This is a genomic window from Cobetia sp. PDI-23MA, from assembly GCF_059507735.1.
In genome coordinates, this window is sequence record NZ_CM183352.1 from 2530876 (window position 1) to 2553417 (window position 22542).

A 22542-nucleotide genomic window follows, 5' to 3' on the forward strand; every position below is an offset into this window, starting at 1 on the left:
GTCAGCACTGATGAAAAGCGCGCGATGTCAGCGAAAATAGTGCCTCGCGAAGGTGCCGAGGTGGCCATGCTTCATGGCGACCGGAGCCTTGCGCAGGAAAAAGGCCAATGACAACGGCGAGAAACGACTGCCGGTGGCGCGGGCAAACATGCGCCCCTTGGTGCGCGCCTTGGCTGGCGTGCTGTAGAAGTCGCTGCCGGAGGTGACCCCCGCATGGGCGACAATGCCCAGATTGGCACGCATCAGACGCGCGCCCTGACGACGCGCATCGCTCAACACGATGAATTCCTCGCCGGAGGGCTGATCGGTGCCCAGGCCGAACTGCTCATCGAAGCGTGCATGGAACTGGCAGAGATCCAGCGCCATGTCCACCGAGCGCACGCGCGCCAGTGACATCAGGCTGTGGGTCTTGAAGGACACCGGCGGCGCGGGCCGATCCGGGTCCCGTTCATGCAGCGGGAAGGCCTTGACGTGGGGGAAGCTGATCGCGGCCGCTTCGGTGCAGGTGAAGGCTTCCATCACCAGTGCGACAGCCTGGGGATGCAGCTCGATGTCGTCATCCAGCACATAGGCGTAGCGCGTGGCACAGGCGGCCAGCGCCGTGTTGCGGCTCCTGGACAGTCCCCGCCCATCGATCGCCAGGTACTCGAAACGGCTATCGAAATTGGCCAGCGCGTACTCGCGGTATTGCTCGCGGCTCGCGAAGTCAGACAGCTGATGCACGATCAAAAAGCGCGCCCCGGGCAGCGCATCATGACGCGGCACGCGATAGAGGCCGTCATCCAGCGTCGAGATCAGGAAGGTCAGCTCCGGCACCTGTCGACGCGTACTGTCATCTACCTGGCGTGCCCCGACCAGCACGCGCGGGCGCGAGTCGAGGGTCGGCTGCGCACCAGTATCGGCGTGGCGGGAAGCCGCCGCGGACTCGGTGGAAGATGTCGCGGACGCCGCGACATCCTGTTCAACGATGTTTTGCATAACCGTTCACCGCGTAATGGACAAAATTGCGACTGGCGCTGATCACATCCATCCCCAGCACCTCACGATACAGACGCCACTGATAGGCGGCGGCCTTGAACTTGTTGGACGACACGCTGCTCTCGCGACGAGTGTAGCGCGCCAGCGGTTCCGGCATGCCCTGCGCCGGGCCCAGCTGGCCGATGATGATCAGCCACAGCGCCAGGTCCTGACGCTTGCGGATCGTCGGCATGTAGAAGCGCCCGAAGCGCCCGGCGTCATAGATGGCAGTCAGGCAGCCGATGGAGTTGGAGCGCAGCATGTCATCGCGCGTCAGGCGCTCGGGCGGCACGAAATACGAGACGTGCTCGCCCTGCTCATCGACCATCTCGTAGCCGGTGTAGGAAAGCCCGGCGCCGGTGTCCTGCATGAAGGCGATCTGGCGTTCGATCTTCTCGGGCAGCCAGGCATCGTCGGCATCCAGAAAGGCGATGTAGCGACCCTTGGCCTCGGCGATGGCACGGTTGCGCGCCCGGCCCGGGCCACCGTTGGTGTCGGTTTCCAGCACGCGGATCTCGACACCGCCGGTGTCCAGCGCCGCGAAGTCGTCACGCAGACGACTGGCGGCACCATCTGGTGAGGCATCGTCGCTGATCAGGATCTCGCGTACCGGCTCGCTCTGGGCCAGTACCGAGTCGACGGCGGCGTGCAGGCGGCGGTCATAGCCGTAGTTGGGCATGATGACGGAGACATCAGCCATGGGCCTTCTCCTCAAGCGGCTGTCGCTGAACGCGACGCGAGTGTGTGTCTGGGCGCGTGTCTGCGGATGAGTCCTGATGCGCTTGCTCGGTCGTCGCCGCATCGCCGGGCGTCGGCGGCGCGAGACGCGAGATCAGACGCTGGTATTGCGGCAACACCGCGTGCGCGCTGTAGCGGTCAAAGCTCTGCCAGGCACCGTTCGAGAGGCGCAGCAGAAGCTCGTCATCGAACTCGAGGCGCGCCAGCTCGTGGGCAAGCTCCGCGATGATGGCGGCATCCCCGCTGCCATCCGGTTCCGCGCTGAGCATCCCGTCGCGGCCATGTTCGATCAGCGCCAGCGGGCCGGAACGCACCGGGCGCGACAGGCACGGCAGTCCCTCACGCTTGGCCTCGATCACGTTCATCGGCAGGCATTCGCGCTCCGAGGTCAGCAGCAACAGGCGTGCACGCCGCAGCTCGTGGGAGACATCCCTGAGCGCGCCGGTGAACAGCACCTGAGTGCCGGCAGGCACCGTGCTGTCGTTGGCGCCCTGGAAGGCACGCAGGCCCAGCTCGTTGCACAACGCCAGCAGGCGTTCACGCTCAGGGCCGTCGCCGACTACCACCAGGCGACCGCGACGATAGCCGGAATCCGCGAAGGCACGAATCGCCAGGTCGAGGCGCTTGATCGGCGCCAGTCGCCCGACCATCACCACATCGACCTGATGCTCGCAGCCGCTGCGTGCCTCATCTGCCTGCTGGTCATCCAGATAATTGGGAATCACCGTCGGCGTGAGGCCGCGGCGACGCCAGCATTCGGCATCGACCTCATTGAGCACCTGCAGCACATCGAGGTGGCGATAGGCCAGCTGCTTGACGATGCGCTTGGCACGGCGATCGTGATGATAGGCGCTGTGCTCCTGGGCGATGATGCGCGTGCGCGGACGCGGGCGCCCCTCACCATCGACGCCACCGGTGCCGCGTGCCGCCAGCTGCGCCGCCAGATGGAAGGCGAAGTAGCCGCTGACCATCACCTCGATCCGCGCCTCCAGCATCAGGCGACGCAGATGCGTCACCCAATGGCGGAAGTTCTGGCGCGTGCCGGTGGCCGGCAGCCCGAGGGTGCGATATTCGACACCCTCCAGACGCCCCCAGTAGGGCTCGCCTTCGCGCACCGAGACCAGCGTGACCCGGTGGCTGGCGCTCAGATCCCGCGCCAGACCATGCATCACCTTCTCGACGCCACCACAGGCACTGATGTCCTGAATCAACAGAGCGACATGTGCCATATCAGGCTCCTCGCACGACAGGCTCGCTGTCATGAGCGGCAGTCGCGCTGTTGTCGCCGGCAGGCGCATCCGCGGCCATGGCAGCGGCCGCCTCGACAGCAGCTGGCTTGGGCGCCACCTGTGCCGGGAAGGCAGCGTCATTGAGCTTCAGCTCACGCTGGCCCCAGACGCCGGCACGCCCCGGTGCACGGCGCAGGAAGTCACGCGTGATGTCGGCGGTGATCGCCAGCTTCTCGGCGATGACGCGCTCGGCCAGCGCCGGGAAGGCCTTGTCGGCGACCAGCGCCTCGATATCGGCCACGATGCGCGCCGGGTCGAAGTTCTCGATGTCCTGCACGCTGTCGCCGAGCCCGAAGTCACGCATGATCCCCGGCGCCTTGGGCCCGCAGTAGGACAGCGCATAGACCGGCGTGCCGGACATCAGCGCGAAGATCACCGAGTGGAAGCGGGTACCGACCAGGAACCGGGCATCGCGGTAGAGATCGACCAGCGCATCCGGGCTCGGGTCGCCCTGCACCAGCTCGATGCGCTTGGCGAGGTCTTCACCGCCCGCCGTGGCCAAGGCCTTCTGCAGATGATCGAACACCAGCCGGGAGATGCGCTGGTCATTCTCGATATCGGTCGGGCCCAGCACGTGCGGGACCACCAGCAGGCGCTCGATGCCCAGACGCTCGCGGGATTCCAGCAGTGAGCGCGACAGCACCTCGACACGCTCGGCGAAGGCTTGCTGATCCAGGCCCCACCAGTCGCGCAGGGTGATCACGGCGTACGGCGAGGCCATGCCATTCGGCGCCTTCACCTTGGCATGCTCGTCACTGGCACGCGGGGCCATGGCAAAGGCCATGTCGGTGCCCAGCAGCGCATGCGGCAGCTTCGGGTCGGCCTTCTGGGTCATGGCGTGGGTGATTTCCTCACGCGAGACCACCAGGCAATCGCTCAGGGTGCGCAGGAAGAAGCGCTCCTGGGCCGGGGTCTTGAACGGGCCGAAGGAATGACCCAGCAGAAGCACGCGCTTGCCGGCCTTGCGGGCCAGCATCACCGGCGCCAGATAGCCGATCAGTGCCAGCCACGAGGACAGCGTCTTCTTGAAGCTGCCGTTGTGGAAGATATGACCGCCCTTGACGACCACCAGGTCTGCGGCGTCGATGATGTCGTTGCCACTCTTGCCCTGCTTGCCGAACATCATCTTGGCGCTCAGGCCGAGCAGCGAGCTCACGAAGCGCAGCTTGTCACGCATCGGCGGCATCAGCGGCTGGCCGACGGTGACGCGTTCGCGGTAGCGACGACGAATGTGACGGAACGGGCCGCGCTCGGTGGCGAACACCTGATCATCGATGGGCAGGATGTCGATGCGGTGGCCTTCGGCCTTGGCCACACCGGCGCCGGAGACATCGCTGCGGCCCTGTTCGGCATCGATCAGCTGATCGAGAAAGTCGATGGTGCCCATCAGGATGGCGGAGTCGCCCTTGTTGTCGTCATGCCATCCGTGCGTCATGCATATCTTGGCCATGCTGTTCGTCCTTCTGTCCGTAATGTCGCGATTCGAACGCGCGATGCCTGAGGGCTGTGTCTGAATGCCCGGCATCGCCGTCATGTCATCAACCGGAAGTCACAGATGCTGACCTTCCGATTCCTGCTGCGCGCGTGAAGCCCGGTCAGGCACTCGCCGCAGCGTTGTCTTCGTGTGCCTTGCCACCACGGGACAGTGATGGCTGGAAGAGGATCGCCATCGCCAGCATCACCACTTCGGCGGCGACCGGCACACACAGGAAGAGGCTGTAGAGATCGACGCCCAGAAGGCTGCCGGTGTCGCCGGACGCGTTGCCCAGCGAGTGATTGAGCGCCGCGATCGCAAGCCCGCCGCCGACCACCAGGGTGGCGCCGGTGCTCTGGCACAGCAGGCGCTTGCCGTTGAGGCGCAGCGCGGCCAGACGCGTGAAGGCGCAGGTGACGAAGGCGTGCACCAGATAGACCAGCGCGAAGGCGCGCAGCGTCAGGGTCAGGCGCGGGTAGGCGCCGCTCAGGAAGTGTTCCGCCAGCCAGGGCGCGATCAGCGCCAGTCCTCCCGCCACCGGCAGCGCGAAGCCACTGGCGATGACCAGGTACTCCTTGAGGCGCGCATCGCCGTGGGTCAGCTTGGGCAGGTAGTAGCGATACAGGCTGGTGGGGAACACATAGAGCGCGAACACGATGGAGGTCACCACCGAGACACTGGCCACCTGCGCCGGCGCAAAGGCCAGCCCGGCCAGGATCACCCAGGCCTGCAGGTAGGCGAACGACATCAGATTGTTGTAGAGAAAGCCGCGTCCGCGTGCGAATTCGGCCTTGCTTGGCAGATGCCCCTGGCCCGCGGCGTCGCTATCGACCGCCTGAGCATCTGCCTGCGCATCACGCGACAACCACATGCCCAGCAGCATCACGATGACCAGCGCGATGGCGCTGACCGTCACGAAGGTCGGCACCGGCGCCAGGCCGAACATGCCGGCGGGGGTGGTCAGGTCAGCGCTGAACTCGGCGCCGATCACAAGCTCGACGCCCTGATGATAGAGCGCCGGGCCCGCGGCGCAGCCGACCGCGATCGCCACCGCCAGCGAGATCAGCACCGTCATCAGATTGACGCGCCCCAAGCGCTCCTGACGCTGCAGACGCGAGTTGATCATCTGCAGGCCGACCTGCTCCGCCGCGGCGCGCAGCGCACAGAAGGCGAAGATGAAGGCCGACAGGCCCAGCAGCGGCGCGATGCCGACGGCGAAGCCGATCGCCAGCAAGGCGTAGAGCGAGATGCCGACGCCCATCCAGCGGCGCAGTGCCGCGCCACTTGAACCATCGCGGGTGACCAGCAACACCTCGTTGCCGCCCATGCGCGCCAGTACGCCCAGCAGTACCGCGTAGTTGAGCGCCAGCGCGTATTCACCGAAGGCCTCCGGCGCCACGGCACGCGCCAGCAGCAGGCCCGCCGCGGAGGACAGGCCGCGCGCCATCAGATTGAACAGCGAGAAGATCAGCGCTTCGCTCATGACTGGCCTCCGTTGCCGACGACCAGGGCTTCATCGCTCAGGAAATAGAACTCGTAGTTGTTCAAGAAATCGTGGTCCTGATTGCCGGCCGCCACCTTCAGCGACATGAAGAACAGCGCCATCATCAGCGCACCGCTGATCAGGCTGGGCAACAGCTTGTCGCGGAAATGCTCGATCACGTCACAGATGACGAAGATGGCGAACGGCAGGAAATAATAGCTGGCACGTGCCACATGCTCACCGTAGGTGATGAACAAGGTGTAGAGCGCCACGCCGATGAACATCAGGTTGAAGGCCCAGGGGGCCAGTGACAGGCGGAAATGCTTCCACAGCACCAGAGTCCCCAGGCAGATCAACAGGTAGATGACGTAGAGCTTCTCGCCACCGCCGGAAAAATCCTCGAAATAATGCGCATAGAGGCCCAACGCATTGAGAATGCTCTTGGCCAGCGGCCCGGACACGAAGCACAGTGGCAGCAGCCCCAGGTAGAGCCAGAACGGGTAGGCGCGGCGCAACAGCGGATAGATCACCAGCAGTGGCAGATACAGTGCCAGGGTGTAGTGGAAGCTGGTGCCGACGAGCATCAGCACCAGCGCGGGCAGCCGCATGCCGCGCTCCAGGCACGCCATCGCCAGCATGAACAGCGCAATTGCCACGTGCTGCTTCACGAATCCGAAGGCCGACAGATAGATCAGCGGCAGGCAGACGAAGAACAGCAGGCACCAGGCCAGATTGCGACGGCTCATCACCAGTGCCGAGACGAAGCACGACACGTAGAGGATGGCGGTGATGATGAAGAACAGCTGCGGCTCGCCCCAGGCCCGCGCCATGCGTGCCAGGGCAGCAGGTGCGGGCTCGAGAAAGCTCAGGTCGACCTGCCAGGTGGCCATCTGGCGGTACGAGAAGTAGTCGTACCCTGCGTCGTAACGCAATGCCATGAACGCCAGACACAGCCCACCGGCCAACCAGGCACCCACCATGCGGGTGCGCTCGTTGGCGGCCAGCGGCAGGATTGCCACCAGCAGGGCCATGAAGCCGACGTAATAGCCACTGACGGTCAGCATGCTCAGCGTGCCCCGAAGCCGGTCAGCATGGTCTTGATGGTACGGCCGACGATCAGCAGGTCGAGCCACACGGAGAAGCGCTTGATGTAGTAGAAGTCGTGCTCGAGCTTCTCGCGGGTCTCGTCGGCGTCAGAGGCGTAGCCCTGAGTGACCTGCGCCCAGCCGGTGATGCCCGGACGCACCACGTGACGGTAGTTGTAGAACGGAATCTGTTCGGCGAATTCATTCACGAACTTGACCTGCTCCGGACGCGGGCCGATCAGGCTCATCTCGCCCTTGAGCACGTTGATGAACTGCGGCAGCTCATCGATGCGGGTCTTGCGGATCACGCGACCGATACGGGTCACGCGCATGTCGTTGGCCTGGGCGAACTGGGCACCGGTCTTCTCGCTGTCGTGGCACATGCTGCGGAACTTGAACATGCGATACGGACGACCGCCCTGGCCGACACGCTCCTGGACAAAGAACACGCCGCCCGGGGAATCGAGGCGGATCAACACGGCAGTCACCAGGCAGATCGGCAGCACGAACGGTGCCACGGCGAGCACGGCCAGCATGTCGAACAGACGCTTGAACAGCTCATATTCACTGTTGGGGGCCAGCTGACCGAAGCTGTTCTCACGCACCTGATCGAGCTCGACACGACCAGTCAGCGACTCGCGGACTTCGCTGGCGTCATAGACCGGGATGCGATGCAGCACGCAGTTGGCCAGGAAACGCTGCCATTCTGCCGGCATCTCGGCTTCCAGATCGGCGACCACGCCGTTGTAGCGCTCTTCGCCCAGGTCCGGCGCGCGCATCAGGTTCCAGCGTGCCCCACGGGTGGTGAACAGGCTGCGATAGTCACCGAAGGGCACCACGGCCAGCTTGCGGATGCGGGTGCGCTGCTCGGCCCAGAAGCCGATGGAGCAGATCAGCATCGCCGCCAGCCATGAGCTGCCGAGCACGATGCGGCTGAAGCGCAGATCCAGCGCGATCAGCACGCTCATCGCCAGCAGATAGCTGATGGTGATGGCCGGCAGCACGTAGGCGAAGGCCTTGGCGCCGGGGTAGCGCGACATGTGACGAATCGCCTGCAAGGCGAGCAGGAAGCCGCCGCTGGCGGCGATGACACTGTGCATGCGCATCTCGCTGACCCACGGGCGCAGGCCATTGATCAGCAGCAGCGGGACACCCACTGCCAGAATCAGACCGACGATGGCCTGACACAGCGAGTTGAACATCAGTCGCTCGTACATGCGGGAGTGGCGCTGACGCCCTTCCAGCCCGGAGCTTGCATGGTTCGTCGTGGTATTCATATGCCGTTACCCCCTTGGCTTGCGTTCGTGTTGTGGTTCCGTTCATCACGCTCGGAGCCGCTGGTGCCGTCGCTCGACGGCGTGCTACCCGATGCTTCACCCGTACTGCCCCGGCTCTCGCCTCGACTGCCGATCCCCACTGCCGATCCCCACTGCCAACGAGGCACGCAGTCTCAGACATCGGGTTCGCGGGCTCTAATGCAAGTGGCCGCTAACCCTTGGCGCCACCCTGGTACTGATAATCGTGATAGCTGTAGCCGTAGCTGTAGGTCGTGGTGGCCTTGCGCTCGACGGCATTGAGAATCGCGCCATCGACATGCACGCCACTGGAGGCGAAGCGCTCCAGCGCCGCTTCGATTTCCTTGGGCGAGTTATGCATGAAGCGCGTCACCATCACGCTGACCCCGCACTGCTTGCCGACGATGGCCGCATCGGTAACCGCCAGGATCGGCGGCGTATCGACGATGACCATGTCGAAGTTCGCACTGGCCCAGTCGAGGAAATCGCTGAAGCGTGACTGCAGCAGCAGCTCCGACGGGTTGGAGGGCGTGGTACCGCGCGCCACGTAGCACAGGTTGCTCGGCGCACCGTTGGCGGCCGCCCCTTCGCCAAGCGCCACAGCAGCGGCCTCGGACATCGCCAGACTCGGATCAGTGATGTGACGCACGATGCTGTCGCGGTCGGCCTTGCCGAGCAGGAAGTCGCTCAGGCCCGGCGCGGCGTCGCTGGGCGAGACACCCGCCATGCTCTGGTGGACATGGCCACGGCGCATGTCGGCATCGATGACCAGCACCCGATTGCCGGCCTGGGCGCAGACGGCGGCCAGGTTGGCGGACACGAAGCTCTTGCCGATGCCCGGGCTCGGGCCACAGATCATCAGGCGATTGTCGGGGGCTTCCATCATCGCGAAGTGCAGGCTGGTGCGCAGACCGCGCAGACCCTCGATGGAGAGATCCGCCGGGTTGCGGATCGCCAGCAGCCCCGACGCGACGTTGTCATTGGCCGCTGTGGCGACACCCCGACCGGTGAAGCGCTTGAAGCCACGTGCCAGACGACGGTTGAGGCGTGCCTGCTCCTCGGAGAGCGGCAGGGTCGCGTGGACATTGAGCCCAAGGTCGGAAAGCTCCGACGGCGTCTCGATACCGCGATGCAGCATGGAGCGCAGCAGCACGAAGACCACCCCGAGCATGCCGCCCAGCAGGGTCGCGATCACCACGATCATCGCCTTGCGCGGGCTGATCGGATGCGGCTGTGCAACGGCCTCGTCCAGAATGCGGATATTGCCGATGGTGCTGGCCTGGGCGATGTTCATTTCCTGGGTCTTGTTGAGCAGCTGCACGTAGATCTGCTGATTGACCTCGACTTCACGCTCCAGACGCAGGATTTCCTGCTGGGTGTCCGGAAGATCACCGACCTGCTTCTCCAGCTCCTTGCGGGTCTGCTGCAGGTCCGCACGCTTCTTGCGCAGTGCCACGTAGTTGGGGTGACTGGGGTTGAACTTGCCGGACAGCTCCGCTTCTTCCAGCTGGGTCTCGTTGATCTGGTTGTCGATATTGACCAGCTGCTCGAGCACCGACTTGGTCTCGAGATCCAGATTCACGCTATCGCTCTTGCCGCGATAGGCATTGAGACGGTTCTCGGCCACTTCGAGACGCTCACGCACCGTCGGCACCTGCTTCTTGAGAAACTCGAGCGACTTCTCGGCTTCGGCGGACTGACGTTCGATGTTCTGCTGCTGGTAGGTATCGGTGATGCGCTGCAGGGTCTGCTGGGTGCGCAGCGGGTCTTCGCCGACCAGCGCCAGACCCAGCACCCCGGTTTCCTTGCCCATCTCGGCCACCGCGAAGCGCGAACGCAGCGCATTGGTCGCTTCCAGGGTCGACTGATGCATCAGCGTGAATTCAGCACCTCTGGCCGCGTCCAGTGCACTGACCTTGAGCGTCACCTCGCCCAGCGGGCCATCGAAGCGTGAGGCTTCGCCGACCACACCGGTGCCCAGCGCACCGCCGTCGTACTGCAATTCGTACTCACCGCCCTCTCCCAGCGACACGAGCGTCAGCGGCACGTCGTCCCAGGCCGCCGGCACTTCGAGGCTTGCCACGTCGATCGACTCGCCGGCCCAGACCATGCTGGACCCGGCAAGCCAGCTCGGACGCGTGAATTCGTGGGTACGCAGGAAGGTGCCGATCAGCGGGTACTGATACGGCTTGACCACCAGATCCAGCTGTTCCTTCTTGACCGTCTCGCCCAGCACCAGCCGTGAGGTGATGATCTGGATCTCGGACTCGGACGGCGGCGCCTCGCCACGCAGCAGGCTGGAGACATCACGCAGCGGATTCATGTTGCCGCCGCCCTCCTCGACCTGCACCAGCGCATCGGCCTTGTAGATCGGCGTGGCCAGCAGCGCGTAGAGCACTGCCAGCACGGTGAAGGTGCCGGTGATCAGCGCCAGCGTCAGACGGCTGTCATACAGCTGGCCCAGCATGCGGCCGAGATCGAGACTGGTGCGCGCGGGCACGCTTGACGACTCGCTGGCCGAGGCCTGACGCGTGGTGTGGGAATTGCGGTTCGACATCGTTGGGTCACTCTCCTGGTGTCCTGCCCGGCCACGGCGATGCCGGGCAGGGACGCCTTGACGACCCCTCGCCTTACTGGCCGAGGGTATCGAGGTTGTCCTGGATTTCGGTGCTGTAGTAGATGGAGCTCACCGTCGGCAGCAGCTGGGTAATCACACGGTTCCAGCGCGAGACCGGTGCAGCGGTGACATAGACGACGTCCTGCGGCTTGAGGCCGAAGTCCGCGCCCAGAATCAGCGCCGTGGAGTTGCGTGCATCCAGCTGATAGACGGTGGCCAGCTTCTCGGGGTCTTCACGATCACGACGGATGACGAAGATGCCCGATGCATCGGCGGAGTTTTCCTTGATGCCGCCGGCACGCGCGATGGCATCGGTCAGCGAGATCGGGCTTCTGCCCAGCGGCAGGCTGATGGACTTGTCCACCTCGCCCATCACGAACACCTTCTGGGTACCGACGTCCGGCACGTAGAGGGTGTCGCCATCCTTGAGCAGGCGGTCATCGCCCGCCTCATCGTTGGCGCCATTGCGCTCGGCCAGCAGCTCATAGAGGGAGATGGTGGTCTCTTCGCCATTGCGCTTGAGCACCACGTTGTGCCAATCGGCGTCTTCGGACAGACCGCCCGCCGCCGCGATGGCGTCCAGCAGGCTCAGCGGCACATCGCTGATCGGTTGCACGCCGGGAGACTGCACCTCGCCGGTAATCCGTACCTTCTGGCTGCGGAAGGCGGCGACCTTGACGTCGATCTGCGGCGCATTCAGGTAGGGCTGCAGCTTCTCGCCGAGATCACGGCGAATCTGGTCCAGCGTCATGCCACTGACCTTGACGCGACCGACATAGGGATAGAACAGCGTGCCATCGGCATGCACGACGTTGCCGGCTTCCTGCGCACTGCGCTCGGAGCCCGTCGGCAGGGTCAGCTCGGGATGGTCATAGACGATGATGGTCAGGATATCGCCGGGGCCGACACGGTACTGATAGTCCGGTGCCAGACTGGCGCGCGTGCTGCTGTTGAGCTCCTGGGCCAGCGCCTTTTCAAGCTCACGACGCTGCCTGTCATCGCCACTGGACTGGCGTGATTCGGCGTCTGCGCGCGCCTGGGCCTTGATCAGGCCAAAGGTGATCGGCTCCACATCGACGATGTCATCCACCGGCGCAGCGCTGGTGTCGTAGTCGATGTTGCCACCGGGGGCGAAGACGCACCCGGCGAGCCCGGTGAGGGCGCCGATGCTCAAGCTGGCGCCCAGAAGTCGTGCTATCAGTGCATTTTTCATCTGAAGTCCGTTGAGTCGACAGGCCCGATGACCCGGCACCCCAGTGCCATGATCATCGCGCCTTCCCCCGCCGCACATGGCCGCCGGGATGGATTCGATAACGTCTTCAGTTCCTGCTGCGTCATGCGTGTCGCCGGCCTTGCCTGGCAATCACGCGGCTGCCGAGGGTGGGCCCTCGTGCATTTGGGTACCGGACCCTGGCGGTCTCGGTGTCTTGTGACTGGTGTCTTGCGACTGGCGTCTCAGGACTGGTCGCTGCGATTTCATTCACGCTCACGCTGCGCCAGTGTGATCCGCAACGCTTACCGCGATATTTCCGCCATATGAATCATGCACATGGCTTGTCATAGCCCGCCGTCATCCCCAGTCAGAAGGTAGGCACATGGGTCAAGATCTACGAAGCAAGACCCTGAACCGCAACCAACGATACTCAGCAAGCATGTGCATTCAATTCGCTTTCCACTTGCGGCTCTGACACCACTCTCTGCATGGCGGCCTTCATGCCCCTCTTGCTGGAATTTTGGCAATATCTTCAGCGCCATTGCAGAGCGAACTTTCTTTAGCTTTTTACCGAAATGCGGCACACCTCTTTCGACCACAGCCCACGACCCATGGAGCTGCCAGAGAATTTACCGATGAATCAGTAACCACCAATGCCGTGGCATCGCCCTGCATTGAATCACGCCATTCGTGGCGTTCTTGGCAAGGTGACCAAACCCTGTCTGCCGTGCATTTTACCTGATACACGCCCCCCGCCAATCAGCACCCTGTTACAAAAATCCAATAAAAACATTGGTTTGTAGCACCTAAAGTACGCTCGATGTCGCCACTTCCACGAAATACGCGTTGCCGATGACAGACACCTCAAACCCCATTTCGTCGGCAATGCGACACACTCAACCACAGGATTCCAGTCGCCACGCGGCCCCCGTCTGGTGTAGCGCCCGCTGGAACATCGACAGTCACGTCGCCAATCATCCACACCCCGATTACTCTTTTTTACATAAATAATCCTCAAGCGATCAACGCGAATAATACGCAAGGCTTCACGCTAGACAGTTCACATATTCTCGTTAACATGAGCCTCGCTTTGCCGTGACTCATCGGCCTTGTCTCCGTGCGGAGAAGGACTTCCTGAATCAACCGCTCGGCGGCTGATACCTCACAGGCCCGTCAGGCGCAGACAGCAAGGCGCAACGATGAATTTCGGCAAGCACATGACCAGGGAATACGGTCATGACAGGAACACCTCAGGACGAGGTCGCGCCACGGAGGATGCCAGGGATGGCGTCAGGGACGGCGCTCTTCTCCTCTATCGATATCTTCAGCAGCAGGTTGGATGATCGCCAGCGTCTGCTGGCAGCCTCGACGCCGATGTCTCAGTCCTTGAGTCATCCCATCGTGGCCTGACATCCCTCCCTGGTCGGCTGACCGCCGACAATGCTCATCAAGGAGAGTTATCCATGCGCAAGACACATCTGGGAGCCATCATCGGCCTGACAGGTGCCCTGCTTCTCGCTGGCAATGCCATCGCGGAAGAAGAAGCGCCTCAGGGTGCGACTGGCACCATCGGTACGACCGGCACGACTGGTACGACTGGGACTACCGGCACGACTGGGACTACCGGCACGACTGGGACTACCGGCACGACTGGGACTACCGGCACCACTGGCACGACTGGGACTACCGGCACCACTGGGACTACCGGCACGACTGGGACTACCGGGACTACCGGCACGACTGGGACTACCGGCACCACTGGTACGACTGGGACTACCGGCACTGTGCCGACAGGTAGCGCAGCCGGCACCGGCACAGCCAGCCAGAATGCCACCGGCAGCGTGACGCCGAGCGCCAGCAGCGGCAGCGTCGCTGCAGGTGCGGCCACCGGCACCGTCGGCGGCGGCACCGGCACCACCGGTACTACCGGGACAACCGGCACCACTGGCTCAACCGGGACTCGCTGATGAAGACGGCACGTGCGACGCAACGCTTCACGTTCTCAAGCCCTGCGCGGGGCACGGCGGCTACCTCGGTGGTCTCCCGTGCCCTGCGCAGCAGGTCGTTGGCGGCATTCGGCACCCTCGCGTGTCTGGTGTCGCTTTCCGGCTGTGCCCAGATCGTCTCGAGTTCGCTCGGTGACGTGATGGGCAAGGACGAGTTTGACGCCACACGTGCCAGCGAGCTGCCCTATGCCTCTCTCAAGCTTGAGCATGCCAACAGCACCGCGCTGGTGGTTCTGGCGACGCTTGAAGGCAATGGGCGCATCGCGCGTTTCGAGAGTCGCGACCGCGGCATCGTCGAATTGCGTGATGGCGTCCTGTCCGCCACCTCAGGCTTTGCGCGTGATGTGGCAGACAGGCGTGAGCGAAGTACTACCGGACGCGCTCTGGCGCGTCCGGCCTGGTTGATGGCCAGTGGCACGACCTATCAGGTCAGTGTCAGTGCGCTGTCCCCCTACCCGCGTCGGCTGGAGCGTCAGGATGCCGCCTCCACCGGCAGCCAGCGCCAGGATGACGTCGCCGTGATGCAGGTACACGAGGCCACGGCGCGACTCGAATGCGAGGCCGCCGCCCCCTATTCGCTGCCGCTGGCAGAACTGCCGCTGCAGCACTGCCGCGAGATTCTGAACTGGGACGACGGCAGTACCACGCGCAATGACCTGTGGCGCGACGAGAATCGCGTCTGGGCGGCCGACATGACGGCCTGGCCCGATGGCCCGCGGTTCGGTTGGGAGGTCGCCAAGGCATGGTGAGCCCCATCCTCTCGTCGCTGGCCCGTCTATCATCACTGGCTCATATGAACAGCAGCGCCCTCCTGCTGCCGCTCGCACTGAGCGCACTGCTGGCCGCGCCCCTGTCGAGCGCTGATGACACCCCGCTGCCGTTCAGCGCCGCGAGCACGCCGCTGGCCAGCCAGGTGCTGCAGTCGCAATGGGATGGCCTCGCGCCATCCAAAGCGCTGGACTGGCGCTACAGCTTCGTCAGCACGCCGCTGATTCGCCAGCAGATGGCCGCGCGAGCCAACCGCGTCAGCGCCGAGCTCGAACTGATCGCGGCGCGCTACGCCGTCGGCGCGAAGGACGACAGCCCTAAGGCGCGTTATGCCGAGGCATTGCAGGCCTGGCAGGCCTATGTCGAGCAGGGCCGCGCGTCAGGCACCCACTCGCCAAATACTGACGCCGTGGTGGCACGCCTGCCCGGTCAGCTCGACCCGCGCCGCGACATGCGCGACGGCCCGCAGGCGATCCGCATCGCCCCGGGCATGGTGGTCGGTGCCTGCCAGGCGCCGCGCAGCGTGGTGATTCTGGACGCCACCGGCGTTCATGAGCGCAAGTGGACGCCGAATCTCAGCCTGGATGCGCTGATCGACGAGCGCGCCGCTGCCGGCGGCATCGGGCCAGCCGTCGAGGTCAGCCTGGTGACGCCGCAGGGCCAGGTGCTGACCCGCCCGGTGGCGAGCTGGAATCGTCTGACCAGCGGCGACGCCGACCTGCCCGTCGCCCCCGGCGCCAGCGTGGTGATCAGCACGCCGGGCATCGATACCGCGCAGCAGTGGGTGAACGAGGCGCTACCGGCCTGGCTTGCCAGCCGCCTGCCGGGCGATGCCTGCCAGAGCTGGCAGCTGGACGCCGCAAAGCTACCGACCTCATGACACGCCGTCGAGACTGCCCCGGCGCAGCACACTGCACCTGACCGCGAACCCAATCCCTTATTCACGTACGTGAGCCGCTGGCTTGCGTGCATGCGAGACGCCCATGTCGAGTCCTTTTCGCCCTGCCAATCACGTTACGCACTCAAGCCCCGAGCAGCGCCCTGCCCTGGCACGCAATGGCTGGCTGGCACTCGGCATGGCGGGCGGATTGCTGGGTGCGCAGATCGCCCATGCGGCGACCGGCGAATCCCAGAGCGACTTCGGTGGCGTGGGTCTGATGCAGACGCCCACGGCGCGTTTTGCGCCCCAAGGCGAATTGAGCTTCACCTACAGCCGTACCCAGCCCTACAAGCGGTTCAGCGTCAACGCGGCGCCCTTCAACTGGATGGAGCTAGGCTTTCGCTATGTCTCGGTGGAAACCGTCAGCTACGGCGCGGCCGCCCCGGACCGCGACTACCTGGATAAATCCTTCGACACCAAGTTCCGTCTGATGGAAGAAGGCCGCTATCAGCCCGAAATCGCGGTGGGCCTACGAGATCTCGGCGGTACGGGCCTGTTCAGCTCCGAGTATCTGGTCGCCAGCAAACGCTACGGCGACCTCGACTTCAGCCTTGGCCTCGGCTGGGGCTATCTGGGCACGCGCGGCGACTTCAGCAATCCGCTGGCAGTGGTGAGAAGCAGCCTCGAGACGCGCAGTGACTCGACCAGCGATGACGGCGGCGACTTCCAGCTCGGCAGCATGTTCAGTGGCAGCCCGGCCGTCTTCGGTGGCATCGAATACCAGACGCCCTGGGACCCGCTGACCCTGATGCTGGAATACGAAGGCAACGACTACTCCGACGAGCCACTGACGGTGGAGATCGAGCAGGACTCGCCGGTCAATCTGGGTGCGACCGTCAAGGTCAATGACAACCTGTCGCTGCATGGCGGCTGGGAGCGAGGCAACACCGCCATGCTGGGGCTGTCGCTGTCGACCAATCTGGCCGGGCTCGCCCAGGCCAAGGACGATGGCACGCCGGAAGCGGTCGCTCCCAGCACCCATGGCCGTTATCGCAACGACCAGACACCCGAGGCCTTCCGCGTGCGTTCGCTCAACGCGAACGCCTCACACGGCACAGCGTCCTCCGCCCCCACCGCCAGCGCTACCCGACCGGCAGGCGTGGTAGCAGAGCCGTCAGCCCATGAAGAGCCTTCAGCGAACAGAGAGCCTTCAGCGAACAGAGAGCCTTCAGCGAACAGAGAGCCTTCAGCCCATGGAGAGCCTTCAGCGCATGAAGAGCCTTCAGCAAGTAAGAAGCCGTCAGCGAACAAGGATCAACAAGGCCGCCTGCTGACCCTCGACTCGTTCGGCGGCGCGCCCGCAGACTCCCCGCTCGGGCCGAGCGCGACTGACGGCCCGCAGGCAGACGATCTCCCGCGTCTTGCCGACGTGGACTGGGACGCGCTGGCCGATACCCTGCGTGCCCAGAGCGGCCTTGAGGTGTCACAGCTGCGGGTCGATGGCGATACCCTGATCGTCGAGGCCGAGGCGACGCGCTTCCGCGATGACCTGCAGGCCGAAGGCCGCGCCAACCGCGTGCTGCACAACCGCCTGCCCGCCGAGATCACCACCTTCCGCTATCGCCTGAGCAGCAATGGTCTGGCGCTGCGCGAAGATGAGCATCCGCGCCAGCCCTTCGTGGCCGCCGCCAATGACCGTCGCTTCGGCGCCGAATATGAGCACTCCATCACCGCCCATGCTGCCTCGCCTCATAGCTCCGACGAAGCGACACGCCAGGCGACAGGGGATGGCGTCAAGCTGGCGCGCGAGCCGTTCGGTTTCAGCTGGGGCTTCTCGCCGAGCCTCAAGCAGAATTTCGGCGGCCCCGATGGCTACCTCTATCAGCTCAACCTGCAGCTGGACGCCCTGTGGCGCACCGACCGCAATGGCTGGTTCACCGGCGTGGCGACCTATCAGCTTGCCGACAACTTCGACAACTACGAGTACATCGCCGATTCCGAGTTGCCGCGCGTGCGCACCTATGTCGGGGAATACATCAAGGAAACCGATCTGGGCATCACCAGCCTGCAGTACAACCGCACCCACCAGTTCGGGCGCGACTGGTACGCCCAGGCCTACGGCGGCATTCTCGAGATGATGTACGCCGGGGTCGGTGCCGAGCTGCTCTATCGCCCGATGAACAGCTCGCTGGCGCTGGGGCTGGACATCAACCGCGTCCGCCAGCGCGAGTTCGACCAGCAATTCGGCCTGCGTGACTACTCGGTCACCACCGGCCACGCCACCGCCTACTGGCAGTCCGGCTGGCACGATGTGCTGGTCAAGGGCTCGGTGGGGCGTTATCTGGCCGGCGATGTCGGCGCGACGCTGGACCTGTCGCGCAGCTTCTCCAACGGAGTCAGCGTCGGTGCCTGGGCGACCCTGACCGATGCCGGCGATGACTACGGCGAGGGTAGCTTCGACAAGGGGCTCTACGTCAGCATTCCGCTGGATGCCTTCTTCACCACCTCCAGCAAGGGCAGCACCGGCTTTGCCTGGGCACCGCTGACCCGTGATGGTGGCGCACGCCTCAACCGCCGCTACCAGCTGTATGACATGACGCGCGATCGTGATCCCGAGACTTACTGGGAAGGCATCGACAAGGTCTACAGGTAATCCGTGCGTGAGTGTGTTTCACTGCCGGCTGAAGCGTGCCGATATTGGCGCCTGACTCACTGTGGCTGACCCTGACCCGATGAATATTCCGATTACCGACGTCTCGCCGGCCACTGCCGGCGCTGCGACACCTGCCAATCACGAGATCGCCTGCAGCAATTGCCAGGCCTGTTGCTGCCGGCTTGAGGTCATTCTGCTCACTGATACCGGCGTGCCGGACTACCTGATCGACGAGGATGAATGGGGCGGCGAAGTCATGCGCCGTCTCGACGATGGCTGGTGTGCCGCCGTCGACCGCGAGACGCTGATGTGCAACATCTACGACCGGCGCCCGCAGCTGTGCCGCGATTACGAGATGGGTAGCCCCGAATGCGAAGACGAGCGCCTGGAAAACGGCCTCGATCAGTAGGCCGCCTGCCAGCGCTCGTCTTTATTGTCTGTCATTACTGCCCGGCCTGATGTGCTGTCTCAGGCAGTGGCGTCCGGCACCGATGGGGCCGACTCTTCAAGACTTGGCTCGGGTGCCGTGCGCATGGCGCGCATATGCCCTTTCACCTCTACCTCGCGATGCCAGCTCAGCGCCTGCTCCAGACAATGCGGCGTGTGGCCGCCCCGCTGGCACGCCTGTTCGAAGTAGGCGCGCAGCGCAGGACGATAGCTCGGGTCCGAGCAGTTCTCGATCACCTGCACCGCTCGCTCGCGTGGCGCCAGACCGCGCAGATCCGCCAGCCCATGCTCGGTAACCAGGATATCGACATCGTGCTCGGTGTGGTCCACGTGGCTGGCGAACGGCACCACGCTCGAGATATCACCGCCCTTGGCCAGTGATTTGGTGATGAACACCGACAGCTGGGCATTGCGCGCGAAATCGCCGGAACCGCCGATACCATTCATCATCCGCGTGCCGCAGACGTGGGTGGAATTGACATTGCCGTAGATATCGAATTCCAGCGCCGTATTGACCGCGATCACGCCAAGGCGCCGCACGATACCGGGATGGTTGGACAGCTCCTGCGGGCGCAGGATCAGGCGATCACGATAGCGCTCGAGGTCCTTCCACAGCGTGCGGCCACGCTCCTCGGTGACCGTGATGGAGGAGCCGGAGGCGAAATCGAGCTTGCCGGCATCCAGCAGATCGAAGGTGGAATCCTGCAACACCTCCGAGTACATGGTCAGGTGCTCGAAGGGCCCTTCCTTCAAGCCACTCATCACCGCGTTGGCCATGCTGCCGATGCCCGCCTGCAGCGGCAGCAGTGCCGGCGTCAGGCGCCCCAGCGCGACCTCCTGCTTGAGCAGCTCGACCAGATGGTCGGCCATGCGCCGGGTATCGTCGTCCGGCGGCGTGCAGGTCGAGGGGCTGTCACTGCCGCGGGTCAGCACGATGGCCGCGATCCTGGCGGGGTCGATGGGGATATACGGCGTGCCGATACGCGAATCCGGCGCCACCACCGGTATCGGCTGTCGGCTGGGGCGCATCTGCGGGATGTAGATGTCGTGCAGGCCTTCAAGCGCCGCCGGCGACTCGAGATTCAGCTCGATGATCACCTTGTCGGCGAGAATCGCATAGCTGGCCGAGTTGCCCACCGAGGTGGTCGGCACGATGCCGCCATCGGCGGTGATGGCGCTGGCCTCGATCACCGCGACATCCATGTCACTCAGCTGGTGATTGCGCAGCAGCTCCACCGTCTCCGAGAGGTGCTGGTCCATGAACATCACTTCGCCGGCGTTGATGGCACGTCGCAGCGCCGGGTCGACCTGGAACGGCATGCGTCGCGCCAGCATGTGGGCATCCGCCATCTGACCGTCGAGGTCATTGCCCAGCGAGGCGCCGGTCATCAGCGTGATGGAGAACGGCTCGCGACGTGCCTTCTCGACCAGCGCCAGCGGCAGGGCCTTGGCCTCTCCCGCCCGCGTGAAGCCGCTCATGCCCACCGTCATGCCATCGTGAATCAATTCGGCGGCCTGGCTGGCGCTCATCTGGCGCGACTGCCAGTCAGGCCAACGGCAGCGGCGCGCGATCTCGGCGTGCTGCTCCGGGGTCAGCTCGCCGACCTCCATGCGCGCCAGCAGCGAGAAGACCTCGCTTGATGCAGCTGCTGCTTCGGGAGATGGGGAGGCTGGCGGAGCATGGGGCGTGACACTGGAGCGAGAACCGGATGAAGACACGACGGCAGAACCTCCTGAAGGGCAAGACACCACGAAATGAGCAAACAAGGCACTGGCAAGGCGCAGACCTAGCCAAGCCTGAAATAGCCAAGGCTGTAATAACCAGGCACTGGCTTTCAGCATCCCACGCAGTACGCCGCCCCCGCATCAGGCCTTGGTCGCAAGGCGGTGGCAGCGGCTGGAACCCGGCGGTGCACAAAGGGCGACGCCACACGCGGGGCAGATGGCGACGGTGAGACACGAAAAAGCCCGCTCATGAGGAGCGGGCTTTCGAAAGGCGCAGACAATGGACGCGAGGCATTACACCATGCTGTCGAAGTCCATGTTGTCGAAGCTTTCCGGCGCATCGGCGTAGCCGTAGAGCGTATTGCGACGCTGCAGGCGGAATTCACCCAGCAGCTGCTCGTAGCGGCGCGGTACCTCGGCATTGTCACGCGTGACGATGTAGAGGTTCTCGTAGACGGCTTCGGTCAGCGGCATCTCGCGCACCTGACGCTGCCACGGCGAGGTCTCCAGCACCGTGCGCGAAACGACGGTGAAGCCCAGGCCGCGCGCCACGGCGTCCAGCACCATGCCGATGTCGTTGGTGAAACCCTGCTGGGGGAAGTGACTCATGGAGCGGAATTCACCGGCGAAGTTCTCACGCAGCAAGGCACTGGCATTGTTGACGCCATCGGCGTAATTCATGAAGCCCAGCGCCATCAGCTCGTTGAGACTGTTGCCGGCGAAGTCGGCGGGCACCACCAGGCACAGCGGCTCCTGATGCCACAGCTCGAAGTTCAGGTCCGGATGCTTGACCGGCTCGGTGACGATGCCCAGGTCGAAACGACCCGCCAGCACGTCCTGCACGATCTCGGAATTGAAGGCGAAGCTGTAGCTGACCGTCAGCCCCGGATGCTGCTGCTGATAGCCCAGCGTGAACGGGTAGAACATCAGCCCGACGCTTGAGGGACTGGCCACGCGACATTCGCCACTGTCCGGGGAGTCATCATCCAGCGAGTGCATGAACTGGGTGTGCTCGGCGAACAGCTTGATGGAGTAGTCATAGCAGCGACGCCCCGCTGCGGTCAGCGAGAACTTGCGTCCCTGGCGATTGAGCAGCGAGCGGCCCAGATACTGCTCCAGCTTGCGAATATGCTGGCTGACGCCGGGCTGGGTCATCTCCAGCTTGCGCGCGGTATGGGTAAAGCTGCCGGTCTCCACCAGTGTGATGAAGGTACGAAAATACTGGGCGTTGAACATGAAGGCACTGACCACTCACGAACGGGGGACGCGACTCGGCGCATCGTGTTGCCGGCGACGACCTGCATGACGCAACTGCCATGTCAGCACAGGTGCCACCGACCCGCAAAGCAGATGATTCTACCAGAGCTGGCCGCCATGCGCAGCGCTGCGCCCCGCCACTCTCGCGTGTTAGCATCATGGACAATGCCTGCTGCCACCCTGGCCGCGTCTGCCGTGTTCAACGTCACGATGACGCGCCCGGGCCCGGCGCTTTACCCCTGTCCTGGCCAATCTTCTGACTGGCCCGAAACACGAGATGCTTTAGATGTCTGATGCTCTGGCTGCACGCGGCGAAGCCATTCACAAGGCGCTGCTCGCCATGGAAAGCGAGTGTGCCGAAAATGACCTGTTCCCGCTGGGGTACATGATTCCCCAGGTGGAACTGGTGCTGGAAAACGCCGATTACGACCCCGAGGATGTGGTCGCGGAAGACTTTGACGCCACCTTTGAAGAGTGGATGCAGCACGCCTTTGCCCAGGACAGCATGAGCGTGGACGACCGCGAGCGCATTGCTGAACTCTGGGCAGAAGCCCGGAAACGCGCCCAGACCACCGTGGGCGCCTGACACAAGGAA

Annotated in this window: 17 protein-coding genes; 6 read left to right on the forward strand and 11 right to left on the reverse strand. The window is 64.3% G+C overall.

From position 1 onward, the window contains the following. Nucleotides 1–27: 27 nt before the first annotated feature. The 9 genes from AC5WNJ_RS10700 to AC5WNJ_RS10740 all read right to left on the reverse strand — a co-directional run bounded on the left by AC5WNJ_RS10700 (nt 28) and on the right by AC5WNJ_RS10740 (nt 12211). Nucleotides 28–978, reverse strand: a complete 951-nt coding sequence (locus AC5WNJ_RS10700; RefSeq protein ID WP_495929643.1) for a glycosyltransferase family A protein — start codon at nt 976–978, stop codon at nt 28–30. Beyond that, nucleotides 962–1717: a glycosyltransferase family 2 protein gene (locus AC5WNJ_RS10705; RefSeq protein ID WP_495929644.1), complete on the reverse strand. Its 756-nt coding sequence runs from the start codon at nt 1715–1717 to the stop codon at nt 962–964. Before AC5WNJ_RS10705 ends, AC5WNJ_RS10700 begins: the two co-directional genes overlap by 17 nt. After that, nucleotides 1710–2984: a glycosyltransferase gene (locus AC5WNJ_RS10710; RefSeq protein WP_495929645.1), complete on the reverse strand. Its 1275-nt coding sequence runs from the start codon at nt 2982–2984 to the stop codon at nt 1710–1712. Before AC5WNJ_RS10710 ends, AC5WNJ_RS10705 begins: the two co-directional genes overlap by 8 nt. 1 nt (nt 2985) lies before the next feature. After that, the gene (locus tag AC5WNJ_RS10715) at nt 2986–4494 is read right to left on the reverse strand and encodes a polysaccharide pyruvyl transferase family protein (RefSeq protein WP_495929646.1); all 1509 of its coding nucleotides are present in this window, start codon (nt 4492–4494) and stop codon (nt 2986–2988) included. A 145-nt stretch (nt 4495–4639) separates the two neighbouring features. Further along, nucleotides 4640–6001, reverse strand: coding sequence for a polysaccharide biosynthesis protein (locus AC5WNJ_RS10720; protein WP_495929647.1), 1362 nt, complete (start codon nt 5999–6001; stop codon nt 4640–4642). Then, entirely contained in the window at nt 5998–7065 is a 1068-nt protein-coding gene (locus AC5WNJ_RS10725) for an EpsG family protein (RefSeq protein WP_495929648.1), read from the reverse strand. Before AC5WNJ_RS10725 ends, AC5WNJ_RS10720 begins: the two co-directional genes overlap by 4 nt. A gap of 2 nt (nt 7066–7067) precedes the next feature. Continuing rightward, nucleotides 7068–8363, reverse strand: coding sequence for a sugar transferase (locus AC5WNJ_RS10730; RefSeq protein ID WP_054556262.1), 1296 nt, complete (start codon nt 8361–8363; stop codon nt 7068–7070). 211 nt (nt 8364–8574) lie between these two features. Next, nucleotides 8575–10938 (reverse strand): GNVR domain-containing protein, encoded by a 2364-nt coding sequence (locus AC5WNJ_RS10735; protein WP_495929649.1) that lies wholly within the window; start codon nt 10936–10938, stop codon nt 8575–8577. Nucleotides 10939–11011: 73 nt separating this feature from the next. Then, complete coding sequence (locus AC5WNJ_RS10740; protein ID WP_495929650.1) at nt 11012–12211, reverse strand: polysaccharide export protein; 1200 nt, start codon at nt 12209–12211, stop codon at nt 11012–11014. A gap of 1463 nt (nt 12212–13674) precedes the next feature. On the opposite strand from AC5WNJ_RS10740, the gene AC5WNJ_RS10745 reads away from it, so the two are divergent. The 5 genes from AC5WNJ_RS10745 to AC5WNJ_RS10765 all read left to right on the forward strand — a co-directional run bounded on the left by AC5WNJ_RS10745 (nt 13675) and on the right by AC5WNJ_RS10765 (nt 18927). Continuing rightward, nucleotides 13675–14178 (forward strand): hypothetical protein, encoded by a 504-nt coding sequence (locus AC5WNJ_RS10745; RefSeq protein WP_495929651.1) that lies wholly within the window; start codon nt 13675–13677, stop codon nt 14176–14178. Beyond that, a complete protein-coding gene (locus tag AC5WNJ_RS10750; protein ID WP_495929652.1) occupies nt 14178–14966 on the forward strand; it encodes a YjbF family lipoprotein in 789 nt (262 codons plus the stop codon). The genes AC5WNJ_RS10745 and AC5WNJ_RS10750 overlap by 1 nt, the downstream gene beginning before the upstream one ends. After that, nucleotides 14960–15865 (forward strand): hypothetical protein, encoded by a 906-nt coding sequence (locus AC5WNJ_RS10755; RefSeq protein WP_495929653.1) that lies wholly within the window; start codon nt 14960–14962, stop codon nt 15863–15865. The genes AC5WNJ_RS10750 and AC5WNJ_RS10755 overlap by 7 nt, the downstream gene beginning before the upstream one ends. 103 nt (nt 15866–15968) lie before the next feature. Next, nucleotides 15969–18518 carry a YjbH domain-containing protein gene (locus AC5WNJ_RS10760; protein ID WP_495929654.1) on the forward strand — a complete coding sequence of 850 codons (2550 nt, stop codon included), beginning with the start codon at nt 15969–15971 and terminating at the stop codon, nt 18516–18518. A gap of 79 nt (nt 18519–18597) precedes the next feature. Continuing rightward, nucleotides 18598–18927, forward strand: coding sequence for a YkgJ family cysteine cluster protein (locus AC5WNJ_RS10765; RefSeq protein ID WP_495929655.1), 330 nt, complete (start codon nt 18598–18600; stop codon nt 18925–18927). 59 nt (nt 18928–18986) lie between these two features. On the opposite strand, the gene scpC is transcribed toward AC5WNJ_RS10765, so the two are convergent. Next, nucleotides 18987–20684: a succinyl-CoA:acetate CoA-transferase ScpC gene (gene scpC, locus AC5WNJ_RS10770; RefSeq protein WP_495929656.1), complete on the reverse strand. Its 1698-nt coding sequence runs from the start codon at nt 20682–20684 to the stop codon at nt 18987–18989. 300 nt (nt 20685–20984) lie between these two features. Next, nucleotides 20985–21926: a LysR family transcriptional regulator gene (locus AC5WNJ_RS10775; protein ID WP_043334148.1), complete on the reverse strand. Its 942-nt coding sequence runs from the start codon at nt 21924–21926 to the stop codon at nt 20985–20987. A gap of 307 nt (nt 21927–22233) precedes the next feature. Here AC5WNJ_RS10775 and AC5WNJ_RS10780 point away from each other — a divergent pair, with 307 nt between their 5' ends. Continuing rightward, the gene (locus AC5WNJ_RS10780) at nt 22234–22533 is read left to right on the forward strand and encodes a hypothetical protein (protein ID WP_166018474.1); all 300 of its coding nucleotides are present in this window, start codon (nt 22234–22236) and stop codon (nt 22531–22533) included. The last annotated feature ends 9 nt before the right edge of the window (nt 22534–22542 follow it).

Excerpts from the sequence above, each read along its gene's own strand:
- AC5WNJ_RS10705 (WP_495929644.1), bottom strand. The coding sequence starts at position 1,717 with ATGGCTGATGTCTCCGTCATCATGCCCAACTACGGCTATGACCGCCGC.
- AC5WNJ_RS10730 (WP_054556262.1), bottom strand. The coding sequence starts at position 8,363 with ATGAATACCACGACGAACCATGCAAGCTCCGGGCTGGAAGGGCGTCAG.
- AC5WNJ_RS10735 (WP_495929649.1), bottom strand. The coding sequence starts at position 10,938 with ATGTCGAACCGCAATTCCCACACCACGCGTCAGGCCTCGGCCAGCGAG.
- AC5WNJ_RS10700 (WP_495929643.1), bottom strand. The coding sequence starts at position 978 with ATGCAAAACATCGTTGAACAGGATGTCGCGGCGTCCGCGACATCTTCC.
- AC5WNJ_RS10715 (WP_495929646.1), bottom strand. The coding sequence starts at position 4,494 with ATGGCCAAGATATGCATGACGCACGGATGGCATGACGACAACAAGGGC.
- AC5WNJ_RS10720 (WP_495929647.1), bottom strand. The coding sequence starts at position 6,001 with ATGAGCGAAGCGCTGATCTTCTCGCTGTTCAATCTGATGGCGCGCGGC.
- AC5WNJ_RS10710 (WP_495929645.1), bottom strand. The coding sequence starts at position 2,984 with ATGGCACATGTCGCTCTGTTGATTCAGGACATCAGTGCCTGTGGTGGC.
- AC5WNJ_RS10775 (WP_043334148.1), bottom strand. The coding sequence starts at position 21,926 with ATGTTCAACGCCCAGTATTTTCGTACCTTCATCACACTGGTGGAGACC.
- AC5WNJ_RS10780 (WP_166018474.1), top strand. The coding sequence starts at position 22,234 with ATGTCTGATGCTCTGGCTGCACGCGGCGAAGCCATTCACAAGGCGCTG.
- AC5WNJ_RS10760 (WP_495929654.1), top strand. The coding sequence starts at position 15,969 with ATGTCGAGTCCTTTTCGCCCTGCCAATCACGTTACGCACTCAAGCCCC.
- AC5WNJ_RS10755 (WP_495929653.1), top strand. The coding sequence starts at position 14,960 with ATGGTGAGCCCCATCCTCTCGTCGCTGGCCCGTCTATCATCACTGGCT.
- AC5WNJ_RS10725 (WP_495929648.1), bottom strand. The coding sequence starts at position 7,065 with ATGCTGACCGTCAGTGGCTATTACGTCGGCTTCATGGCCCTGCTGGTG.
- AC5WNJ_RS10750 (WP_495929652.1), top strand. The coding sequence starts at position 14,178 with ATGAAGACGGCACGTGCGACGCAACGCTTCACGTTCTCAAGCCCTGCG.
- AC5WNJ_RS10765 (WP_495929655.1), top strand. The coding sequence starts at position 18,598 with ATGAATATTCCGATTACCGACGTCTCGCCGGCCACTGCCGGCGCTGCG.
- AC5WNJ_RS10740 (WP_495929650.1), bottom strand. The coding sequence starts at position 12,211 with ATGAAAAATGCACTGATAGCACGACTTCTGGGCGCCAGCTTGAGCATC.
- AC5WNJ_RS10745 (WP_495929651.1), top strand. The coding sequence starts at position 13,675 with ATGCGCAAGACACATCTGGGAGCCATCATCGGCCTGACAGGTGCCCTG.